Genomic DNA, 17,235 nt, shown 5'->3' with positions numbered 1-17,235 from the left:
TGCCCTGGAGACGGGGTGGGAGAGTAGGTCGCCGCCGGACAACCATTCACCAAAGGCCCACCCCACACGGGGTGGGCCTTTGGCATACCCCCAAAATCCAGCCCCGAGCACACCTGTGCCCGGGGCATCTCCATGCTCAGGCGTTCTCACGACCAACAGGCTCGCCTTCGCCGCCCGGGTGTGACCAGCGTTTCGAGGCTCGTCGAGCGCCCGGGTGCGGCCGGCATCACCGAAGGCGCTCAGCTCCACCCGTACCCCGCGAGCCACCTCGTGATCTCGCGGTAGAAATGTGCCCGTGGCGCGGGACCTGACAGCGTGAGGTCATGGATCCCGCCGGCGATCCGCGCGATCGTCACCACGGGACCGAGGTGTGGAGCGCGTCGGGCGAGGAGCTCGACGTCGAGCACGATGTCCGCTTGGCGCATGTCCTCGCTCCAGCGAGGGCTGATGATGGTCCGGTCGGACATGAGGACGATGATCGGACAGCTCACGGCGAGTCCCGCCGCCACCGTCGCGTGCCCCTCGATGATCCCTCGGAGCCATCCCGCCCGCACCGGGAAGGACGGGACGGGGCGCCACTCGGGGTTGAACTCCCACCCGCCGCTCTCGAGATCCCGGAGCGTCCTGGCGTAGTAGCCCGCGTCGATGTTCGGCAGCGGCGCCTTGGGCTGGAAGCGTGCGAGCTGCCGGATCGCCGGCGCCGACACGGTCCGTACGGTCGACGAGCCCTGCAGCTCGAGCCACGGGCTGTTGAGGACGAGCCCACGGAGCCGTCCGGGGTTCCGGTTCGCCCAGAGGACGCCCGTCAGTCCGCCGGTCGAGTGCCCCAGCAGCATGACCGCCGCATGGGCCCCGAGCTCGGCATGGATCGTCGCGAGCGCCGTCTCGAGGTCCTCGTCGTACTCGGCGAGGTGCTCCATGTACCCAGGGGTCTGGTGGGGGCGCAGGCTGCGCCCGTACTTGCGCAGGTCGACGGCATAGAAGGCGGCTCCCTGGCCGTGCCAGTACTCGGCGAGCTCGGTCTGGAAGAAGTAGTCGCTCCATCCGTGCACGTACAGCACGGCGCGCGCAGGGCGCACGGCCTCCTCGGTCGGTGGGTCGTAACGGACCAGGGTCGCGACGACCTCGCCCTCGTCGTCGGGCGTGAGCTGGAGGGTGAGCTGCCTGTAGTCCGGCCCGAGGACGTCCTCCTGCCAGCGTCCGCGCTGCGGCCGGAAGCGCGGCTTCCGTGCTGCCGCGCCGCCGCGGCCGGCCAGGGGGGCAGGAGGTGAGGCGACGACCTCCGCCGCCTGGCGGAGCGCACCCAGGGAGACGGTCCGAGAGCTCACCGCCCGGGTGCGGCGTCGGACCGCGGCGATGCGTGGAGACCCTGTCCAGGCCTGGTCGCCGGCCGACCCGGACACCGGCCGTGCGGACCCCGCGCGCCCCTCGGCGGGCGTCCCGCCCCCCGACGTCGCGCTCGCGTCGCCGCTCGGACCGCCGCCCGAGCCCGCGCCTCCGGCCTCGTCGCTCATGTCGTCAGCACGATCTTCCCGTACTGCTCCCCGGCGTCGAGCCGCGCGAGGCCGGCAGCGGCCTGCGCCAGGGGAAGGACCTCGTCGATCGTCGGACGCACGTCGGTCCGCGCGAGGAACCGCAGCAGGGCGGCGAGGTCCTCGCGCGAGCCCATCGTGACGCCTCGGACGGTGATCTCCTGGAAGAAGATGCGCGAGAGCTCGGCAGGGCTCGCGTCGCCGGAGGTGGCCCCCGCGACGACGACCGTCCCGCCCGGTCGGACCGAACGCATCGAGTGCGACCACGTGGCCTGGCCGACGGTCTCGATCACGGCGTCGACCCGCGCGGGGAGCCGTGCCCCGGGTTCGAAGACCGCAGAAGCACCGTTCTGCAGGGCTCGCGCCCGCTTGGCCGACGAGCGCGAGGTCACGAACACCTCGACCCCGGCCGCGCTCGCGAGACGCGTCGCCGCGCTCGCGACGCCGCCGCCCGCTCCTTGCACGAGCACCCGGTCGCCCGGCGCGAGCCCCGCGACCGTGAAGAGCATGCGGTACGCGGTGAGCCACGCCGTCGGGAGGCACGCCGCCTCGACGAACGTGAGCTCGGGCGGCTTGGGGACCAGGTTCTTGGTGGGGACCGCGACCTGCTCGGCGAGCGTCCCCGCGTACTTCTCCGACAGGAGCGTCCGGGACTCGGACGGCCCCACACCGTGACCGTCGGCGCCGATCACGCCGTGGACGACGACCTCGGTCCCGTCGGGTGCGATGCCTGCGGCGTCGGTGCCGAGGATCATGGGCAGCTGCTCGGCCCGGAGCCCGACGCCCCGCAGGGACCACAGGTCGTGGTGGTTGAGGCTCGCGGCCCGGACGTCCACCACGGACCAGTTCTCCCGCGCCTCGGGGGCGGGCAGGTCTCCCACGGTCAGTCCTGCGAGCGGGTCCTGCTGGTCGAAGTGCGTCACGTAGGCGGCAAGCATGTGTCCAACCTACGGTCTCCCCGCGTGGAGCGCGTCCGAGCCCGGGGCGGGTCCGCTCCCCGTCCGCCCCGTGAGAAGGCGGGGCCCCGCGCGGCGTGGCGCGAGGCGGCGGTGCAGGTCAGCGGTGGATGCCGCCCGGCACAGGATGCCACCGGGGCCCGTAGCGCCGGGTGAAGACCGCGCCGCTCACCTCGACGAGAGCCCCCGCCGCTGCCCGCACGGCGCGGGCGGTCTCGGCGGCCTCGTCGTCGTCCTCGGCGAGGTAGCGCACCGTGACGCGGGCCTCGCCGCTCACGATCCCCAGGTCGTAGGACTCGACCTCGGTCCGCTCGCGCGCAGCGGCGGCGGCCGCCGGCAGCACGGCTTCCGGGGACGCGCCTGGACGCAGCATCCCGACGACGAGGCTCACCCGGTACGAAGTCACCGCTGCACCTTCGCACAGGCGGGGCCCGGGGGCCGAACCCGCGGCCGGTGGCGTCGCGCACGTCACTTCACCCGATAATCCTGCGGGATCGGAAACACGGCCTCGGCATACTGTGCCCATGCGCATCACCGCCAAGATCGACTACGCCGTCCGTGCGTGCGTGGAGCTCGCCGTCGCCTACGACGAGGGTTTCGTGACCGCCGAGCGGGTCGGGAAGGCGCAGGGCATCCCGGGGTCGTTCCTCCTGGGCATCCTCAACCAGCTGCGCAGGTCGGGGCTGGTCGAGAGTCGCCGCGGTGCGGACGGCGGCTTCCATCTCGCGGCGGACCCGGCGCGGATCGCGGTCGCGGACGTGATCCGCGCGATCGACGGTCCGCTCGCGAACATCGCGGGGGTCCAGCCCGAGGACACGTCGTACGCGCCGTCCGCGGCGACGCTCCAGCAGACGTGGGTCGCGCTGCGCGTCGCGATGCGTTCGGTCCTGGAGCACGTCACCATCGCGGACATCGCGTCGGGCGAGCTGCCCGACGACGTCGCGCGCCTCGTGGGGGACTCGGAGGCCTGGGTCACGCGCCCGTTCGGTGACGAGGTCGAGCTGCGTGGTGGGGGAGACGCCGAGCATCGTGGGTGATGCACGCGCCTGCCGGGGGTGACGGGCCAGGCCGCCGGCGGTTCGCGCGTTAACACTGCGCAACCTTGTCTCAGCCACCAGCCCAATCTGGACCGTTTCGGTCTAGTTCAGCTACCGTCGCTCTCATGCACACCGAGCTGACGCACCGCGCGCTCCGCGCCGCCGCGCCGGGCTGTTGCTGTCGTCCCGTCTGACCCGACGACACAGCCCCCGCGCCGACCCCACCGGCGCCCCGTGCACCCGCGACCACGTCGCGGCCCCCGAAAGCGACCCTCATGGTTGTGCCCTCTTCCGCACCCGCCACCGTGCACGCCACCGCGCCCACCGCGTCCACAGCGCCCACAGCACCCACCGGCTCACCGTCTCCCCGGCCCCGAGCGACCCGGCGCGCCCCCCGTCCCACGCTCGTCGAGGACTCGGCCGAGCACCTGCTCCTGCACGCCGACGTCCTCGTGATCGGCGGCGGCCCGGCAGCGACCTGGTCCGCGATCGCCGCGACCGAGCAGGGGGCGAGCGTCGTCCTGGTCGACAAGGGCTACTGCGGCACGAGCGGCGTCGCGGCGACGGCCGGCGTCGGGCACTGGCTCGTCCCGCCCGACGCCGACCGCCGCGACGAGGAGATCACGCCGCGCGAGGAGCAGGGCGGCTACCTCACCGACCGCGACTGGACCAACGACGTCCTCGACGAGGCCTGGTACCGCACCGCACTCATCGACGGCTGGGGGTACGAGCGCACGCGCCGCTCGCGCCCGGCAAGCACCGGCACCCGCGGCGGAGCCGGCGGTCCCGCACCCGCCCCGAACCCCTTCGCGCGCCGCCCCGGCGAGCGGTCCTTCTCGGGATCGTCGCCCGACTACCTGCGCTTCCTGCGCGGCAAGGTCAAGAAGAACGGCGTCACGGTCCTCGACCACAGCCCCGCGCTCGAGCTCCTGGTCGACGGCGCGGGCGTCGTCTCGGGCGCCCAGGGCTACCAGCGCCAGACCGGACGCGCCTGGCGGGTGGCGAGCGGCGCCGTCGTGCTCGCGACGGGCGGCACCACCTGGAAGTCCCACTCCTTGGGCGGCGACGTCGACACGGGCGAGGGCCACCTGATGGCCGCCGAGGTGGGCGCTCACCTGTCGAGCATGGAGTTCTCCAACTTCTACGGCATGGTCCCGTTCGGGACCTCGATGGACAAGAACGGCTTCTTCGTCACGGCCTCCTACTGGGACCACGAGGGGGTGCCCATCGCCTACGAGAACCTGCACAAGAGCCGCGCCGAGCTGCTCGGCGCCTCGCTGCGCGGCACGATCACGGCCCAGTTCACCCAGTTCCCGCCCGAGGTCCGCCCGACCCTGCGCGCGGCCATGCCCAACTTCTTCATGGTCACGGACAAGCTGGGGGTCGACCCGTTCACCGAGCGCTTCCCCATGGACTGGGTCCAGGAAGGCACGGTGCGTGGCACGGGCGGGGTCCACGTGCTCGACCGCGACGCGTGGACGGGCGTCCCGGGCCTGTTCGCGGCGGGCGACGTCGCGGCGCGAGACCGTGTGGTCGGTGCGGCGACCGGCGCGGGCGGACCCAACCTGGCGTGGGCCGTGGCGTCGGGCACGTGGTCCGGTCGGGCGGCGGCCGCCCTGGCGGCGGACCGCGGCCCGTCGTCCCGCGGGCAGCGCCTCGAGCCCACGGGCACGGTGGGGCTGCGGCCCGACGGCGGAGCGCACCTCCCACGGTCCGCCCCGGCCGGGGAGGGGGCATGGCGCGAGATCACGGCCGCGGTCCGCGACGAGATGCTCCCGATCGACAAGTCGGTCTTCCGTCACCACCAGGGGCTCGTGCGGTCGCTCGACACGCTCGACGACCTGTGGGACCGCGCGGGCACCGAGCTCGTCCCTCCGGACGTGCGGGGCGCCACGGCGATCCGCACGCGCGAGACCGCGGGGATGCTCGCGATGGCGCGCTGGGCCAACCGCACCGCATTGCACCGCACGGAGACCCGCGGCATGCACACGCGCACCGACTTCCCCGACACCGACCCGCAGCAGGCCCGACGCCTGCTCACGGGAGGGCTGCGCGACCTGTGGGTGCTGCCGGACCCGGAGCCGCCCGTGACGGGCGCCGCCGGGGCGCCCTACCCGGGCAGCACGAGCGCCGGGGCGCCCGGGAGCGCGGTCGGCGCCGGTGCGCCCGGCCGGACCACCCCACCGACCAGGACCGAGGAGGCGTCATGATCGAGATCCTCAACGCCGCGCGCTGCACGTCGTGCGACATCTGCGTGCGGATCTGCCCGACCAACGTCTTCGAGTCCGTCGACGGCGGGGTGCCGACGATCGCGCGGCACTCGGACTGCCAGACCTGCTTCCAGTGCGAGGCGTACTGCCCCGAGGACGCGATCTTCGTGTCCCCGTCGCGCACACCCGAGCCGGCCGGGTCGCCGTTCCTCGACGAGGCCGACCTGCTCGACCGCGACCTCCTGGGTCTCTACCGGGACCGGGTCGGGTGGCGGCGGGCGCCGCGTGGGAGCAGCTCCGGTGCCGGAGAGAGCACCGACGCGCCGACCGACACCGTGGCCGGCGCCACCGCGCAGACCGTCCTGTCCTCCGACGTCGACTACCACCGCGCGGCCGCGCTCGCCCCGACCTCGGGATCGCGCGACCACGCCGACGGCACGACACCGGCCGGCACCCCCGCCGACGGTGCACGCCCCCACACCTCCGTCCACACCGACAGCACCACGACCCACCTCCAAGGAGCCCCCTCATGAGCCGGAACCGCACCTTCGCCGCCCTGGCGTCCGTCGCCCTCGTCGCCGCGCTCGCGGCCTGCTCCACGTCCGAGGCCGCGACGCCGTCGGGCGACGGGGCGAGCGCGGGCGCCGAGCTCGCACCCCTCACGACGGGCGGCCCCTGGAACGGCGTGGCAGGCAAGACGCCCGTCGCGACCGGGCCGTTCGGGTACGCGGTCGAGACCGGGATCGCCGACGCGATCCTCGCCGAGCACGGGTACGAGTACGAGGGGTTCGTCGGTTTCAACAACGGGCCGCCCGTGGTCCAGGCCCTCCAGACGGGCGACATCCAGGTCGGCTTCATCGGCGACACCCCGGCGACGCAGGCCAAGGCGAGCGGCCTCGACGTCCCGGCGCTCGTCATCGCCAAGCCGTCCTCCGACATCTGGTTCCTCACCCGGACCGGCGGCGTCACGACGATCGACCAGCTCGCGGGCAAGAAGGTCGGGCTCCAGTTCGGCTCCAACTTCGACAAGTACGGCCGCGCGGTCCTCGAGCGCGCCGGGGTCCTGGGCGACGTCGAGCTCGTCAACCTCCTGTTCGCCGACGCCCTGCCCGCTCTCCAGCGCGGCGACATCGACGCCGTGCCGGTGCCCGCGACCACGGCCGGGATCTGGCGCCTGCAGAACGACTTCCCGGTCCTGTCCAAGGCGAGCGTCGACGACCCCGACCTGCTCGCGACGAGCGTCTCGCTCACCTCGCGCGAGACCTACGAGGCGAACCCCGAGCTCGCCGCGGCGGTCTGGGAGGTCACCGAGGCCGGCGTGGCCAAGATCGAGGCCGACCACGACGCCTACGCCCAGTGGGTCTTCGAGGCCACGGGCTCGCCCGTCGAGGTCGTCAAGGAGGCCGAGCTCTGGCAGTACGGCACGCAGGCGATCGACCCGGACGGGCTCAAGACCGTGCAGTCGACGCTCGACTTCCTCGTCGGCTCCGGCGCCGCCCCGAAGGCGTTCGACGTCAGCACGTGGGGTGTCGAGTGACCACCGGCACGACGACGTCGCGCGCCCGCGCGGAGGCGTCCCCGGTCGGTGCAGCGACAGCCGTCGGTACGGTGCCGACCACGGCGCCGGGGGCGGCCGGGGCGCGGACCGGTGCGACGTCGTCGGGCAGGAAGCGGCGCTCGCCGCGCGACGTCCTGCTGCGCGCCTCGGTGCCCACCGCGATCCTCGCGCTCTGGTTCCTCGGCTCGGCCCAGGGGTGGATCGACGAGAAACAGTTCCCCGCGCCCTGGCAGGTCGCCGACGCGTTCGTCGAGCTCGTGAGCACCGGCGTGCTGTGGGAGAACCTGTCGGTCTCGCTCGGGCGCGTGGCCGTGGGCTTCGCGATCGGCGGGCTGCTGGGGCTCACGCTCGGCGTCGTCGCCGGGTTGTTCCGCCTGGGCGACCAGCTCCTCGACCCCACGCTCCAGATGCTGCGGACGATCCCGTTCCTCGCGATCGCGCCGCTGCTCATCCTCTGGTTCGGGATCGACGAACGGCCCAAGATCATCATCATCGCGGCCGCTGCGCTGTTCCCGCTCTACCTCAACACCCACAGCGGCGTGCGCAACGTCGACCGCAAGATCCTGGAGGCGGGCAAGGTGTTCGGGCTGCGCGGGCTGGGGCTCGTGCGGCACCTGATCCTGCCCGAGGCCATCCCGTCGGTCCTCGTCGGGCTGCGGGTGTCCCTGTCGGTGTCGCTGCTCGCGCTGATCGTCGCGGAGATGTCCAACGCGCCGCGCGGCATCGGGTTCCTCATGGTCTCCGCGCAGCAGTACTTCCAGATGGACGTGCTCGTCGTGTGCGTGCTGATCTACGCGGTGTGGGGGCTGTCGGTCGACCTGGTCGTGCGGCTCCTCGAACGCGTCCTGCTGCCCTACAAGCGACTCGGGAGAAAGCCATGAGCGTCCGGACCGTGCACGACCCTGCCGCGCCGGCCGTCCGGGTGCAGGACGTCACCAAGTCGTACGGCGACCGGACCATCCTCGAGGACTTCTCCCTGACGCTGCGTCCGGGCGAGTTCGTCGCGCTGCTCGGGGCCAGCGGCTCCGGCAAGACGACGCTGCTGCGCATCCTCGCCGGGCTCGAGGAGCACGACACCGGGACCGTCGAGGCCCCCGCCGAGCGGACCGTGGTCTTCCAGGAGCCGCGGCTCGTCGCGTCGAAGCGGGTCGGGTCCAACGTGATCCTCGGGCAGCGCTCCACGCGCGACCGGCGCGCCGCGGCCTCGGCCGCGCTCGCCGAGGTGGGCCTCGGGGGCCGTGAGGCCGCCTGGCCCACGACGCTCTCCGGAGGAGAGGCGCAGCGCGTCGCGCTCGCCCGGGCCCTCGTGCGCAACCCGCGCCTGCTCCTGCTCGACGAGCCGTTCGCGGCGCTCGACGCCCTGACCCGCATCAGGATGCAGGCGCTCGTGGCCGAGCTGTGCCACGAGCACCAGCCCGCCGTGCTGCTCGTGACGCACGACGTCGACGAGGCGATCCTGCTCGCCGACCGCGTGGCCGTGCTCCAGGACGGGAAGGTCGGGGTCGAGCTCGAGGTGCCGTTCGACCGGCCGCGACGGCGTGGGGTGCCGGGGTTCGGGGACTTCCGGCGCCGGCTGCTGCTCGAGCTGGGCGTCGAGGAGGCGATCGGGGCGGCGTGAGCCCGGTGCCCCGGGCCTGGCGCCCGGGCCTGGCGCCCAGGTGCCGGGCCCCCGGTCCCCCGGCCCAGGCCCGTGTCGCCCGGCCGTCCTCGAGGTCCGCCGCAGGGCGCTCGAGGGGGTGCTCAGGGGCGTGCGTCCGCAGTACCCAGGGCGCTACTCAGGCGGTGCGTCCACCGGGCTGGGGGTCGGGTGAGAAATTGCTCAGCACCTCATCCTTACCGCGTGGTGAGTATTCAGTGCACTCCTAGCGTCGTCGTCATCAGCCCCCGGGACACCTCCCGGGACGACCCACGGGTCGACTGGCGACCACCCCGTTCCTGGAGGAGCACCCCTCGTGAGCACCACGGCCAAGAGCAGCACCCGGAAGAAGACCCTCTACTCGATCGGCGCCCTCGTCGGTATCGGCGCGCTCGCCACCACGGCGGCCTTCACCGACTTCGCGAACCTGAACCTCGGCGGTGGCACGGACGGCTCCGGGATCGGCGCCGGTGCGTTCAACATCCAGGTCGTCGGGACCGACGTGGACGGCATCCCCGTCCCGGGCACCTGGCAGGAGGCCGACACGGCCGAGGGCGTCGACATCGCCGTGCCCGGCGCCGACACCATCACCCCGGGCGACACGATCTCCGTCGCGCTGCCCTACAGGAACGACTCGGAGAAGCTCGGCGCCGACCTCCGGCTCTGGATCAACGAGGTCCCGGGCAAGACGTCCGACCCCGCCTACCTCGCCGCGCTCCGCTTCTCGGTCGCGGGAAGCGACGGCGTCGCGATCGTCAGCGGCCTGACGTTCGACCAGTTCGACGAGCTGGCCGAGTCCGCGGCCCTCACCCCCGTGACCCTGGCACCGGGCGCGTCCGACCAGCTGACGCTCTCGATCACGCTGGCCGACCAGGGCACGGAGGGCAACGCCGCGCTCAACGGCGGCGTGGCCTACGTGCAGGCGCACTTCGACGCCGCATCCGTCGTCCTCCCGTAGCGAGCCCGCACGACCGGCCGGTGGCGCAGGCCACCGGCCGGTCCGCTCTCGGAAGGAGGGTCACGATGCACCGCAAGATCTGGTCCTGGGGCGCGCTGCTCGGCGTGGTGACCCTCGCGACGTCCGCCATGGTCGTCGACTCCGACACGGTCGACGTCCGGTTCGCCCAGGGCGACGACTTCGACATCATGGTCGCGGGTTCGCTCGAGCCCGGCTGGACGCCCCACCCGGCAAGCTGGGGGCACGGCAACCCCGACGCGTACGACGTGGTCCTGGGGGCCGACCCCGGCTCCGACGCACGTCCCGGTGGCCCGCAGGTCATCGGGCCGGGCGGGCAGCTGACGTTCCGCGTCGCAGCGCTCAACACGTCTCCCGGCCTGCCGGCCCGTGTCGCTCTCACGGTCACCGACCCCGACGACCGCTCGGGCACGACGGACCCGGCGACGGGCCGCCCGGTCGAGCTCTTCGGCCAGCTCCGCTTCACGATCGTCGAGGACGGCGAGGTGCTGGTCGACGACCTCGACGGTCCCGCCCTGGCGGCCGCCACCCACGAGTGGACCGAGCCTTGGGCCCCCGACGAGATGCACCTCCTGGAGGTGACGGTCGCGCTGCCCGCCGACCTCGACAACCAGTGGCAGGACGCGACGTCCGCCATCCAGCTCCGATTCGAGGCCCAGAATGACTGACCGGAACGCATCAGGCGCGCACCGGGCCGCCGGTCGTCCGACCCGTCGTCCGCGTCCCGCCCTGATCGCGTTCGTGGGGGCCGGAGCCGGCGCGGTCCTCGTGGGCTCGATCGGCGGGACCGTCGCGGGCTTCACGGACGAGGCCTCGGCCGTGATCGAGACCGGCGGCTCCTACGACATCTCGCTCGAGACCCTCAGCCCCACGGGCGACGTGACCACCGGCCAGGGCAGCCCCGACGCGCTCGTGGTCGAGACCACGCACGGCACGTTGAGCCGGACGGTCCCTGTCGAGTGGCGCGTCGACGTCGTGAACGACGCGGCGCCCGGCGCGGTGCACCTCACGCTGTACGACCCCCTCGACGAGCCGTTCGTGCTGGGCGCCCAGCAGTACCCGGACGTGTACTCCCGCCTGCTCGTGACCGTCGCCGTCGCGGGGGCCGTCGTGGCTCGCGACGTCCCTGCGGCCGACCTCGCGGTCGACCTGGGAGCGCTCGGGACCGACGAGCACCGCACCGTGCACGTCTCCGCAGTCCTGTCCCCCGACACCCGATCGGTCTACCACGGTAGGTCGACCAGCGTGGGCATGGCCTTCACCGGGAGCACCTCATGACCGGCAGGCCTCACCGCACGATCCTCCTCGCCGTGCTCGCGTTCGTCCTCACCACACTGTGCCTCGCCGTGACGTCGCAGCCCGCGGCCGCAGCTGGCGACCTGATCGAGGTCGACCCGGACAGCGTGGTCGTCGAGGCCCCCGCTCCGGGCCGCTCGGTCGAGTGGACCATGACCGCCAGGAACGTGACCGACCGCGCCGTACCGCTGACCCTCACGGCGGCCGGCCTCGGGGGAGCGCTCTTCGAGGGCGAGCACCCGCTCGACGTCCTCGTGGTCGGGCCCGAGGGCGACGTGCTCCTCGAAGGAGGCGACGTCGTCGGGCAGGGCGACCTGACCGTCGACCTGCCCGAGCTGCCCGCCGGGGGCGAGTACGTCGTCCACGGGCGGGCCGCCATGCCCGCCGAGGCGGGCGACGAGTACCGCGGCGCGGAAGGGGGCGTCACGCTCCGCTTCGTCGCGACCGCCCAGAGCGAGGGAGAGCCCGGGGCACCCGGCATCCCCGGTGGCGGCCTGGCCGCGACCGGAGCGGGCGTCATGCTCCTCGCCACGCTCGCCGTCGTCCTGATCGGTGCAGGAACCACCGCCTACGTCTCCACCCGGAAGAGGAGGACCCCATGAACGCCGCCACCCGCCGCGTCGCCGCCGCCACCGGCGCGCTGACCCTGGTCGCGACCGCACTGCTCGGGACCGTCCAGCTCACCACGGCCGCCTACACCGACGAGGCCCGGGCCGAGACCGCCGTGCTCACCGCGGACGTGCCGCCCGTGGTCGCCGCGATCCGTCAGGCCAACGCGGTCGACACGACGGCCGCGATCGTCGAGGGACGGCTCTACCTGTGGGGCTTCTTCGGGGCAGGTGCGAACCCTGGGGGCGGTGCGCTCGGTGCAGGTGAGGGGGCCGTCCGGACGCCCTCGCTCTTCAGGCCGTTGACCGACGTGGTCGACGTGAGCGCCAACGCGTACGGCTACAAGGCGATCGACGCGAGCGGCCGGCTCTGGACGTGGGGCACGAACGGCTACAACGAGAACGGCGGGCTCCCGGGCGCCGTGCCCGCGTCGTGGACGCCGCTCGACACCGACGTCCGGTCCGTGGCGTCGAGCGAGTACGCCAACGCCTGGCTCAAGGCCGACGGCTCGGTGTGGACCACCGGGACGCCCGCGTTCGGCCAGCGCGGGAACGGCAACAGCCTGCCTCAGGTGAACCCGACGCGCGTGACCTTCCCGGCCGGAACGGGCGCGCTCGTCTACGTCGGTGCCGCCTACGAGGGCTTCTACGCGGTCGACGACGCGTCGCGCGTCTACTTCTGGGGTCGCGACTACCGCGGCGGGGCCGGCAACGGGCTCCACGGGGACCGCTACGTGACCACGCCCGTCGAGGTGCCCGCGCTCACCGCGCTGGTCGCCTCGGAGGGGCTCGCCTACCTGGGCGGTGGCTACGCGTTCGGGACCCTGCTCACCGAGAAGGGCGACGTCTACACCTGGGGCTCCGCCGAGAACAACGCGCACGGCGGCGCGCCAGGGAGCTGGACCGCGCTCGACGGTCGCGACCTGGGTGCCCCCAAGCTCCTCCTGACAGGTGTCGAGGACGTCGCGGTGAGCTTCCAGACGGGCCGCGCCCTCATGGCCGACGGCACCGTCCAGGCCTGGGGGGCTCGGCTGTGGGGCGGAGCGTTCCGGCTCCCGAGCGGTGCGATCAACTCGACCAACGCCCTCGCGGTGGTCTACGACGGCGGCAAGGGCCCAGCGGTCGAGGTCGGCGGGTCCAAGGACGTCGGCTCGTACACGCTCGCGGACGGCACGCTGTGGACCTGGGGCGAGAACGGGTTCGGCGCCGCGTGCGGTGGGCTGACCTACGCCGCGTGCGCTCGCTCGGTCACGTCGACCGGAGCGACCAACGGCCTCTACGTCTGGCCCGCGCACCAGGTCGAGGTGACACCGTGACCGGCGTCGGGCGCACTGCGCGCACCTCGGTCGCCGGTGCGGCGACACGTGCCGACCTCCGTGCCACGCGCGGTCGACGCCGTCGGGCCGCCCGCACGCTCGGCGCGCTCGCCGTCGTCGGTGTCGCCGGTGCTGGTGCCTTCCTCGTGGGTGGCTCGGTGGGGGCGACGGGCGCCTCGTTCCAGGACGTGGCGAACGTGAACGTCGAGTCGCGCGGTGTCGGCAACCCCGAGGCGTTCGACATCGCGCTCGTCCGCGACGGCGTGCTGCGTCAGGCCGACGGTGACGGGCTCGCGTGGGCCGTCGACGGGGCCGGGACGTTCCTCCCGGGCACCGTCCTGGAGACGGTGGTCCCCGTGGTCAACAACGGGCCGTACGACGCTCTGGTCTCGTTCCGGGTCGAGGACCTGCACGACGAGGCCGCGACCGGGGGCAAGGACCCGATCGGCCTGTACCGCTGGACCGTGCTCGATGCCGACACAGGCGAGGTCCTCGCAGGCGACGGTGCGGACCCGATGGCCAGCGAGGTCACGGCGGACGGCCTCGCGGCGGCGACGGCCCCGTTCGCCCTGGCCGCCCGTGGCACGTCCGCTCTCGCGGACGGCTCGCCGTGGGCTCCGGGCGTCGACGGCAGCGTGCGCACACTGCGCGTGCTCGTCGCGTACCCGGACACGCCGGAGAGCGAGGGCTACAACGGCGGGACGTCCCGGATGCGCCTTGCGTTCGGCGCCGAGTCGGTCCCGGCCACAGGTGCGGCCGGCCAGGAGGTCGCGCCATGAGAGCACTCGTGTGGTTGCGCGACGCGGTCCTGAGCGTCACCGCGGTGATCGGCGTCGTGTGCGTCCTGCTGCTGGGCGCGTCCTTCGCGTTCGACGTGAAGTCGCTCGTGGTCGTCTCGGGCTCGATGGAGCCCGGCATCCCGACCGGCTCCCTCATCCTCAGCCGGATGACCCCGGCGAGCGAGATCGTGGTGGGCGACGTCGTCACGGTCCCCAAGCGCACGGGCGCCGAGCTCGTCACGCACCGCGTGGTCGAGGTCGCCCCCGTCGAGGGCGTGCCCGAGGGGCGCGAGCTCACGCTCCGCGGCGACGCCAACGACGTCGACGACCCGTACACCTACGGCGTCACGGTGGCCGGCAAGCACCTCCTGACGATCCCTGGCGGCGGCTACGTCGTGAGCTTCTTCCAGTCGCGGGACGGTGTGGTCGCCACGGGCGCCGCGATCCTCGTGGTCGTCGTCCTGCTCGTCGGGACGCGGGGCGAGACGCGGCAGTCGGTGCGGCGCGCGCGCCGGGGAACCCCCCTGCCCGACGGCGCTGCTCACCCCTCGGTACCGGCGTCCGGCCGCGCAGCTCACCAGGGTGAGGACGCGCGGTGCGCGTCCGACGACCCCGAGCGCGTGGAGTCACGGTAGTGCCGCTCGCCTCGCCCGAGGCGCGTTCCGGGGGCATAGTCCGAAGGGTGGCGGTATCGACCCGTGCGCCCGCCGGGTTGGGGGCCGTCACGTCGTGACGGACCTGATCCCGAGGAGAGCCACCGTGTTCGACGACGAGGTGCAGAGCGCTGTCGACCACCTGCGGAGCGGGATGTCCGTCGAGGTCGTGGGTCAGCGCGGGATCGGCCGCACGACCCTCACCCGCCGGGTCGTGGCCGAGCTCGAGCGGACCGGTGCGAGCGTCCTGTCGCTGACCGGGCTGACGGGCACCGTGCCCGAGCCGTACGTCTCGCTCCGGCTCGCCGGTGTCGAGACACCCAAGGACGGTCCGACGCTCTACGGGTTCGTCGACCGTGTGGCGCGCGAGCTCGCGCGCGGGTCGAGCGCGTACGTCGTCCTCGACGACGTCCTGACGATCGACGAGGACTCCCTCGCGGTGGTGACGGTCGCGCGCGAGCGCTTGGACGCTCCCGTGCTGGTGACGTCGCTGCCGTTCCGTCGCGGTCTGACCTCGGCGCAGCGCTGGTTCCCTGCCGAGAAGGGGGTGCGGATCACGCTGGGCCCGCTGTCCTACGAGGAGACGAGCGCGCTGGTCCACCGTCTGCTGGGCGGCCGCGTCGCGTCCGACGTCGTGGCGCACGTCTACGCGAAGTCCTCCGGGATCACGAGTCTCGTCCGCTCGATCGTGCACACCGCGACGTTGAGCCGAAGGATCGAGGAGAGCGACGGCGTGTGGCGCATGGCCGGGGACACCTTGTGGAACCCGCACCTGCAGACCGTGATCGAACAGCTGCTCGCGGGGCTCGACGACGAGGACTTCCGGACCGTCTACGAGCTCGCGCTCCTCGGCTCGGCCACGATGGAGCAGATCACGGTCATCGACCGTGTCGCCTCGGTCGAGAGGCTCGAGGAGCGCGGGCTCGTGAGCGTCGTGGGGCAGCAGCCCCTCAAGGCGCTCGTCTCGCTCAACCCGCTCGCGATCGTCGACTACTTCCGGAAGCGCCCCCTCGACGTGGCGGGCATGGTGCACTCCCGGCGGCTCAGCGAGCTGCTCCAGGTGCCTGAGTCGAAGCTCTTCCAGGCGGCGCGGCAACGCATCCAGAGCGCGGCGGTCTCGGCGCTCCCCGCACCGCCCGAACCCGGCGGCTTCCCGGTGCTCGCGCGCTACTTCACCGACCGGATGGCCCTGGAACGGGTGGCGCACGAGGAACGGGTCGCGACCGACCCGTCGCTCGCGAACATCCTGTCCTACCTCGGCGCGCTCCTGGAGTGGCAGGACGACCCCCAGCGCATCGAGGCGCTGTTCGAGCAGACGGACCATCGCAGCGACGGCGCGACGCGCGGCGACCTGGTGCTCTACGGGGTGGTCAAGGCCCTCTGGTACGGGCTCGCCCGTCACGACGCCCGCGCCGTCGCACGCGCGCTCACGTGGATGGTCCAGGCCACGGGCGATGCCGACGGGGAGGCGCAAGCGATCAAGGTCTTCCTGCGGGTGGTCAGCACAGGTGTCCGGCCAGACGACCTGGACTGGCTTCACCAGGAGGTCCGGCGTCGTCAGGACTGCTGGGTCTCGCACGTCGTCCTCGCCGCCACCCTGACGATCCACGGCGACCCCCGGGGGGCGCTCGCGGCGATGGAGGACAGGCCCGCCACCACGCCGGCCATCATCGAGCGGTACCTCGACTTCTTCCGAGCCGTCGCGCTGGTCGACGGAGAGGACGGGGCTCTCGCGACACGCACGACCACCCGGTACCTCCGGGAGTCGCAGCTCGAGCTCGACCGTCCTCGGGTGACGTTGTTCGCGTACGCAGCCGCGCTCCGGACCTTCGTCGAGGGGAGGTGGGAGGAGGGGGTCAACCTGCTGAGCGAGATCTTCACGCTCGGAGCGCCCGGTGAGATCTCCCGTGGTGTGCACGGAGCGATGCTCCGGCTCGGTGCGGACCTGATGTTCCGGACGGGCCGGGGAGACGTCGCCTCGTCGTTCCTGATGGAGACCGAGGGCGTCCCGGACGGGCCGCTGCCGTGGATGCAGCGCCGTGTCGACGACGCGATCCGTGCGCTCATGGCGGGCGACGTCGGGCAGGCTGCGGACATCCTCACGACCATCGGACGAGAGGCCGAGCCCAAGGGCTACTGGTCCGTCGTCCGGGCCGCGCTCCAGGTCGCGACGGCGCTCGACCCGACGCTCGTCCGTCTCGACGTGCTGGACCGGGCTTGCGGGCTGTCGCCCGAACCGCAGGCACTCTTCGGGTATCGGGCCACGGTGAGGCGGGTGCTGACGGACCCGCTCGGCATCGAGCAGCACCTGGCCACGTACGAGCACGGCCGGGACGACTACTTCCTGCTGCGGACCCTGGTGTCCTTCGCCCAGCGCAGCGACCCGGGGCTGAGCGAGCACGTCACCGCGGCCGCTCGGCAGCTCGAGGTCCGTCTCGGGCGGACGCCGCTCGTCGTGCGGCAGGTCGAGGACACGAGCCCGTCGCTCACGGCTCGTGAGCTGGAGGTAGCCCTGCTGGTGGGCGCGCACACGAGCGCCGAGGTCGCGTCGGCGCTCGGGATCAGCCGGCGGACGGTCGAGAACCACATCTTCCGCGCGCTCAAGAAGACCGGTGCGTCGTCTCGGGCAGAGCTCGCCGAGATCGCGGTCAGAGCGCGGGTCGAGGTCGCCGGGTAGG

Annotated in this window: 17 protein-coding genes; 14 read left to right on the top strand and 3 right to left on the bottom strand. The window is 73.1% G+C overall.

Annotated elements, in window-relative coordinates; all coding sequences use genetic code 11:
* Positions 1-239: 239 nt before the first annotated feature.
* From ACIPWA_RS20145 to ACIPWA_RS20135, 3 genes are all read right to left on the bottom strand, one after another.
* Entirely contained in the window at positions 240-1,514 is a 1,275-nt protein-coding gene (locus tag ACIPWA_RS20145; RefSeq protein ID WP_400292397.1) for an alpha/beta hydrolase, read from the bottom strand.
* Entirely contained in the window at positions 1,511-2,470 is a 960-nt protein-coding gene (locus ACIPWA_RS20140) for a zinc-binding dehydrogenase (protein ID WP_068627783.1), read from the bottom strand. Before ACIPWA_RS20140 ends, ACIPWA_RS20145 begins: the two co-directional genes overlap by 4 nt.
* Before the next feature lie 118 nt (positions 2,471-2,588).
* Positions 2,589-2,894 (bottom strand): hypothetical protein, encoded by a 306-nt coding sequence (locus ACIPWA_RS20135; protein ID WP_191805831.1) that lies wholly within the window; start codon positions 2,892-2,894, stop codon positions 2,589-2,591.
* 118 nt (positions 2,895-3,012) lie between these two features.
* On the opposite strand from ACIPWA_RS20135, the gene ACIPWA_RS20130 reads away from it, so the two are divergent.
* The 14 genes from ACIPWA_RS20130 to ACIPWA_RS20065 all read left to right on the top strand — a co-directional run bounded on the left by ACIPWA_RS20130 (position 3,013) and on the right by ACIPWA_RS20065 (position 17,234).
* On the top strand, positions 3,013-3,525 hold the full coding sequence (locus tag ACIPWA_RS20130; protein ID WP_400292395.1) for an RrF2 family transcriptional regulator: 513 nt from the start codon (positions 3,013-3,015) through the stop codon (positions 3,523-3,525).
* A gap of 281 nt (positions 3,526-3,806) precedes the next feature.
* The gene (locus tag ACIPWA_RS20125; RefSeq protein WP_400292394.1) at positions 3,807-5,735 is read left to right on the top strand and encodes an FAD-binding protein; all 1,929 of its coding nucleotides are present in this window, start codon (positions 3,807-3,809) and stop codon (positions 5,733-5,735) included.
* Positions 5,732-6,268 (top strand): 4Fe-4S dicluster domain-containing protein, encoded by a 537-nt coding sequence (locus ACIPWA_RS20120; RefSeq protein WP_400292393.1) that lies wholly within the window; start codon positions 5,732-5,734, stop codon positions 6,266-6,268. Before ACIPWA_RS20125 ends, ACIPWA_RS20120 begins: the two co-directional genes overlap by 4 nt.
* A complete protein-coding gene (locus ACIPWA_RS20115; protein ID WP_400292391.1) occupies positions 6,265-7,272 on the top strand; it encodes an ABC transporter substrate-binding protein in 1,008 nt (335 codons plus the stop codon). Before ACIPWA_RS20120 ends, ACIPWA_RS20115 begins: the two co-directional genes overlap by 4 nt.
* Entirely contained in the window at positions 7,269-8,174 is a 906-nt protein-coding gene (locus ACIPWA_RS20110; protein ID WP_400292390.1) for an ABC transporter permease, read from the top strand. Before ACIPWA_RS20115 ends, ACIPWA_RS20110 begins: the two co-directional genes overlap by 4 nt.
* Positions 8,171-8,911: an ABC transporter ATP-binding protein gene (locus ACIPWA_RS20105; RefSeq protein ID WP_400292388.1), complete on the top strand. Its 741-nt coding sequence runs from the start codon at positions 8,171-8,173 to the stop codon at positions 8,909-8,911. The genes ACIPWA_RS20110 and ACIPWA_RS20105 overlap by 4 nt, the downstream gene beginning before the upstream one ends.
* 334 nt (positions 8,912-9,245) lie before the next feature.
* Complete coding sequence (locus ACIPWA_RS20100) at positions 9,246-9,887, top strand: hypothetical protein (protein WP_068627598.1); 642 nt, start codon at positions 9,246-9,248, stop codon at positions 9,885-9,887.
* 65 nt (positions 9,888-9,952) lie between these two features.
* Positions 9,953-10,573, top strand: coding sequence for a hypothetical protein (locus tag ACIPWA_RS20095; protein WP_400292386.1), 621 nt, complete (start codon positions 9,953-9,955; stop codon positions 10,571-10,573).
* Positions 10,566-11,183, top strand: coding sequence for a hypothetical protein (locus ACIPWA_RS20090; RefSeq protein WP_400292385.1), 618 nt, complete (start codon positions 10,566-10,568; stop codon positions 11,181-11,183). Before ACIPWA_RS20095 ends, ACIPWA_RS20090 begins: the two co-directional genes overlap by 8 nt.
* Positions 11,180-11,803, top strand: coding sequence for a hypothetical protein (locus ACIPWA_RS20085; RefSeq protein ID WP_056761668.1), 624 nt, complete (start codon positions 11,180-11,182; stop codon positions 11,801-11,803). Before ACIPWA_RS20090 ends, ACIPWA_RS20085 begins: the two co-directional genes overlap by 4 nt.
* Complete coding sequence (locus tag ACIPWA_RS20080) at positions 11,800-13,125, top strand: RCC1 domain-containing protein (RefSeq protein ID WP_400292382.1); 1,326 nt, start codon at positions 11,800-11,802, stop codon at positions 13,123-13,125. Before ACIPWA_RS20085 ends, ACIPWA_RS20080 begins: the two co-directional genes overlap by 4 nt.
* Complete coding sequence (locus ACIPWA_RS20075) at positions 13,122-13,904, top strand: hypothetical protein (RefSeq protein ID WP_400292380.1); 783 nt, start codon at positions 13,122-13,124, stop codon at positions 13,902-13,904. Before ACIPWA_RS20080 ends, ACIPWA_RS20075 begins: the two co-directional genes overlap by 4 nt.
* Positions 13,901-14,539 carry a signal peptidase I gene (locus ACIPWA_RS20070; protein ID WP_400292378.1) on the top strand — a complete coding sequence of 213 codons (639 nt, stop codon included), beginning with the start codon at positions 13,901-13,903 and terminating at the stop codon, positions 14,537-14,539. Before ACIPWA_RS20075 ends, ACIPWA_RS20070 begins: the two co-directional genes overlap by 4 nt.
* A 124-nt stretch (positions 14,540-14,663) precedes the next feature.
* Positions 14,664-17,234 (top strand): helix-turn-helix transcriptional regulator, encoded by a 2,571-nt coding sequence (locus tag ACIPWA_RS20065; protein ID WP_400292376.1) that lies wholly within the window; start codon positions 14,664-14,666, stop codon positions 17,232-17,234.
* The last annotated feature ends 1 nt before the right edge of the window (position 17,235 follow it).

It is taken from the genome of Oerskovia enterophila, from assembly GCF_044748475.1.
In the GTDB taxonomy this organism is placed as follows: Bacteria; Actinomycetota; Actinomycetes; order Actinomycetales; family Cellulomonadaceae; genus Oerskovia; species Oerskovia enterophila.
Note: the sequence above shows the minus strand (reverse complement) of the source record. Positions and strands in the feature narration are given on the sequence as shown.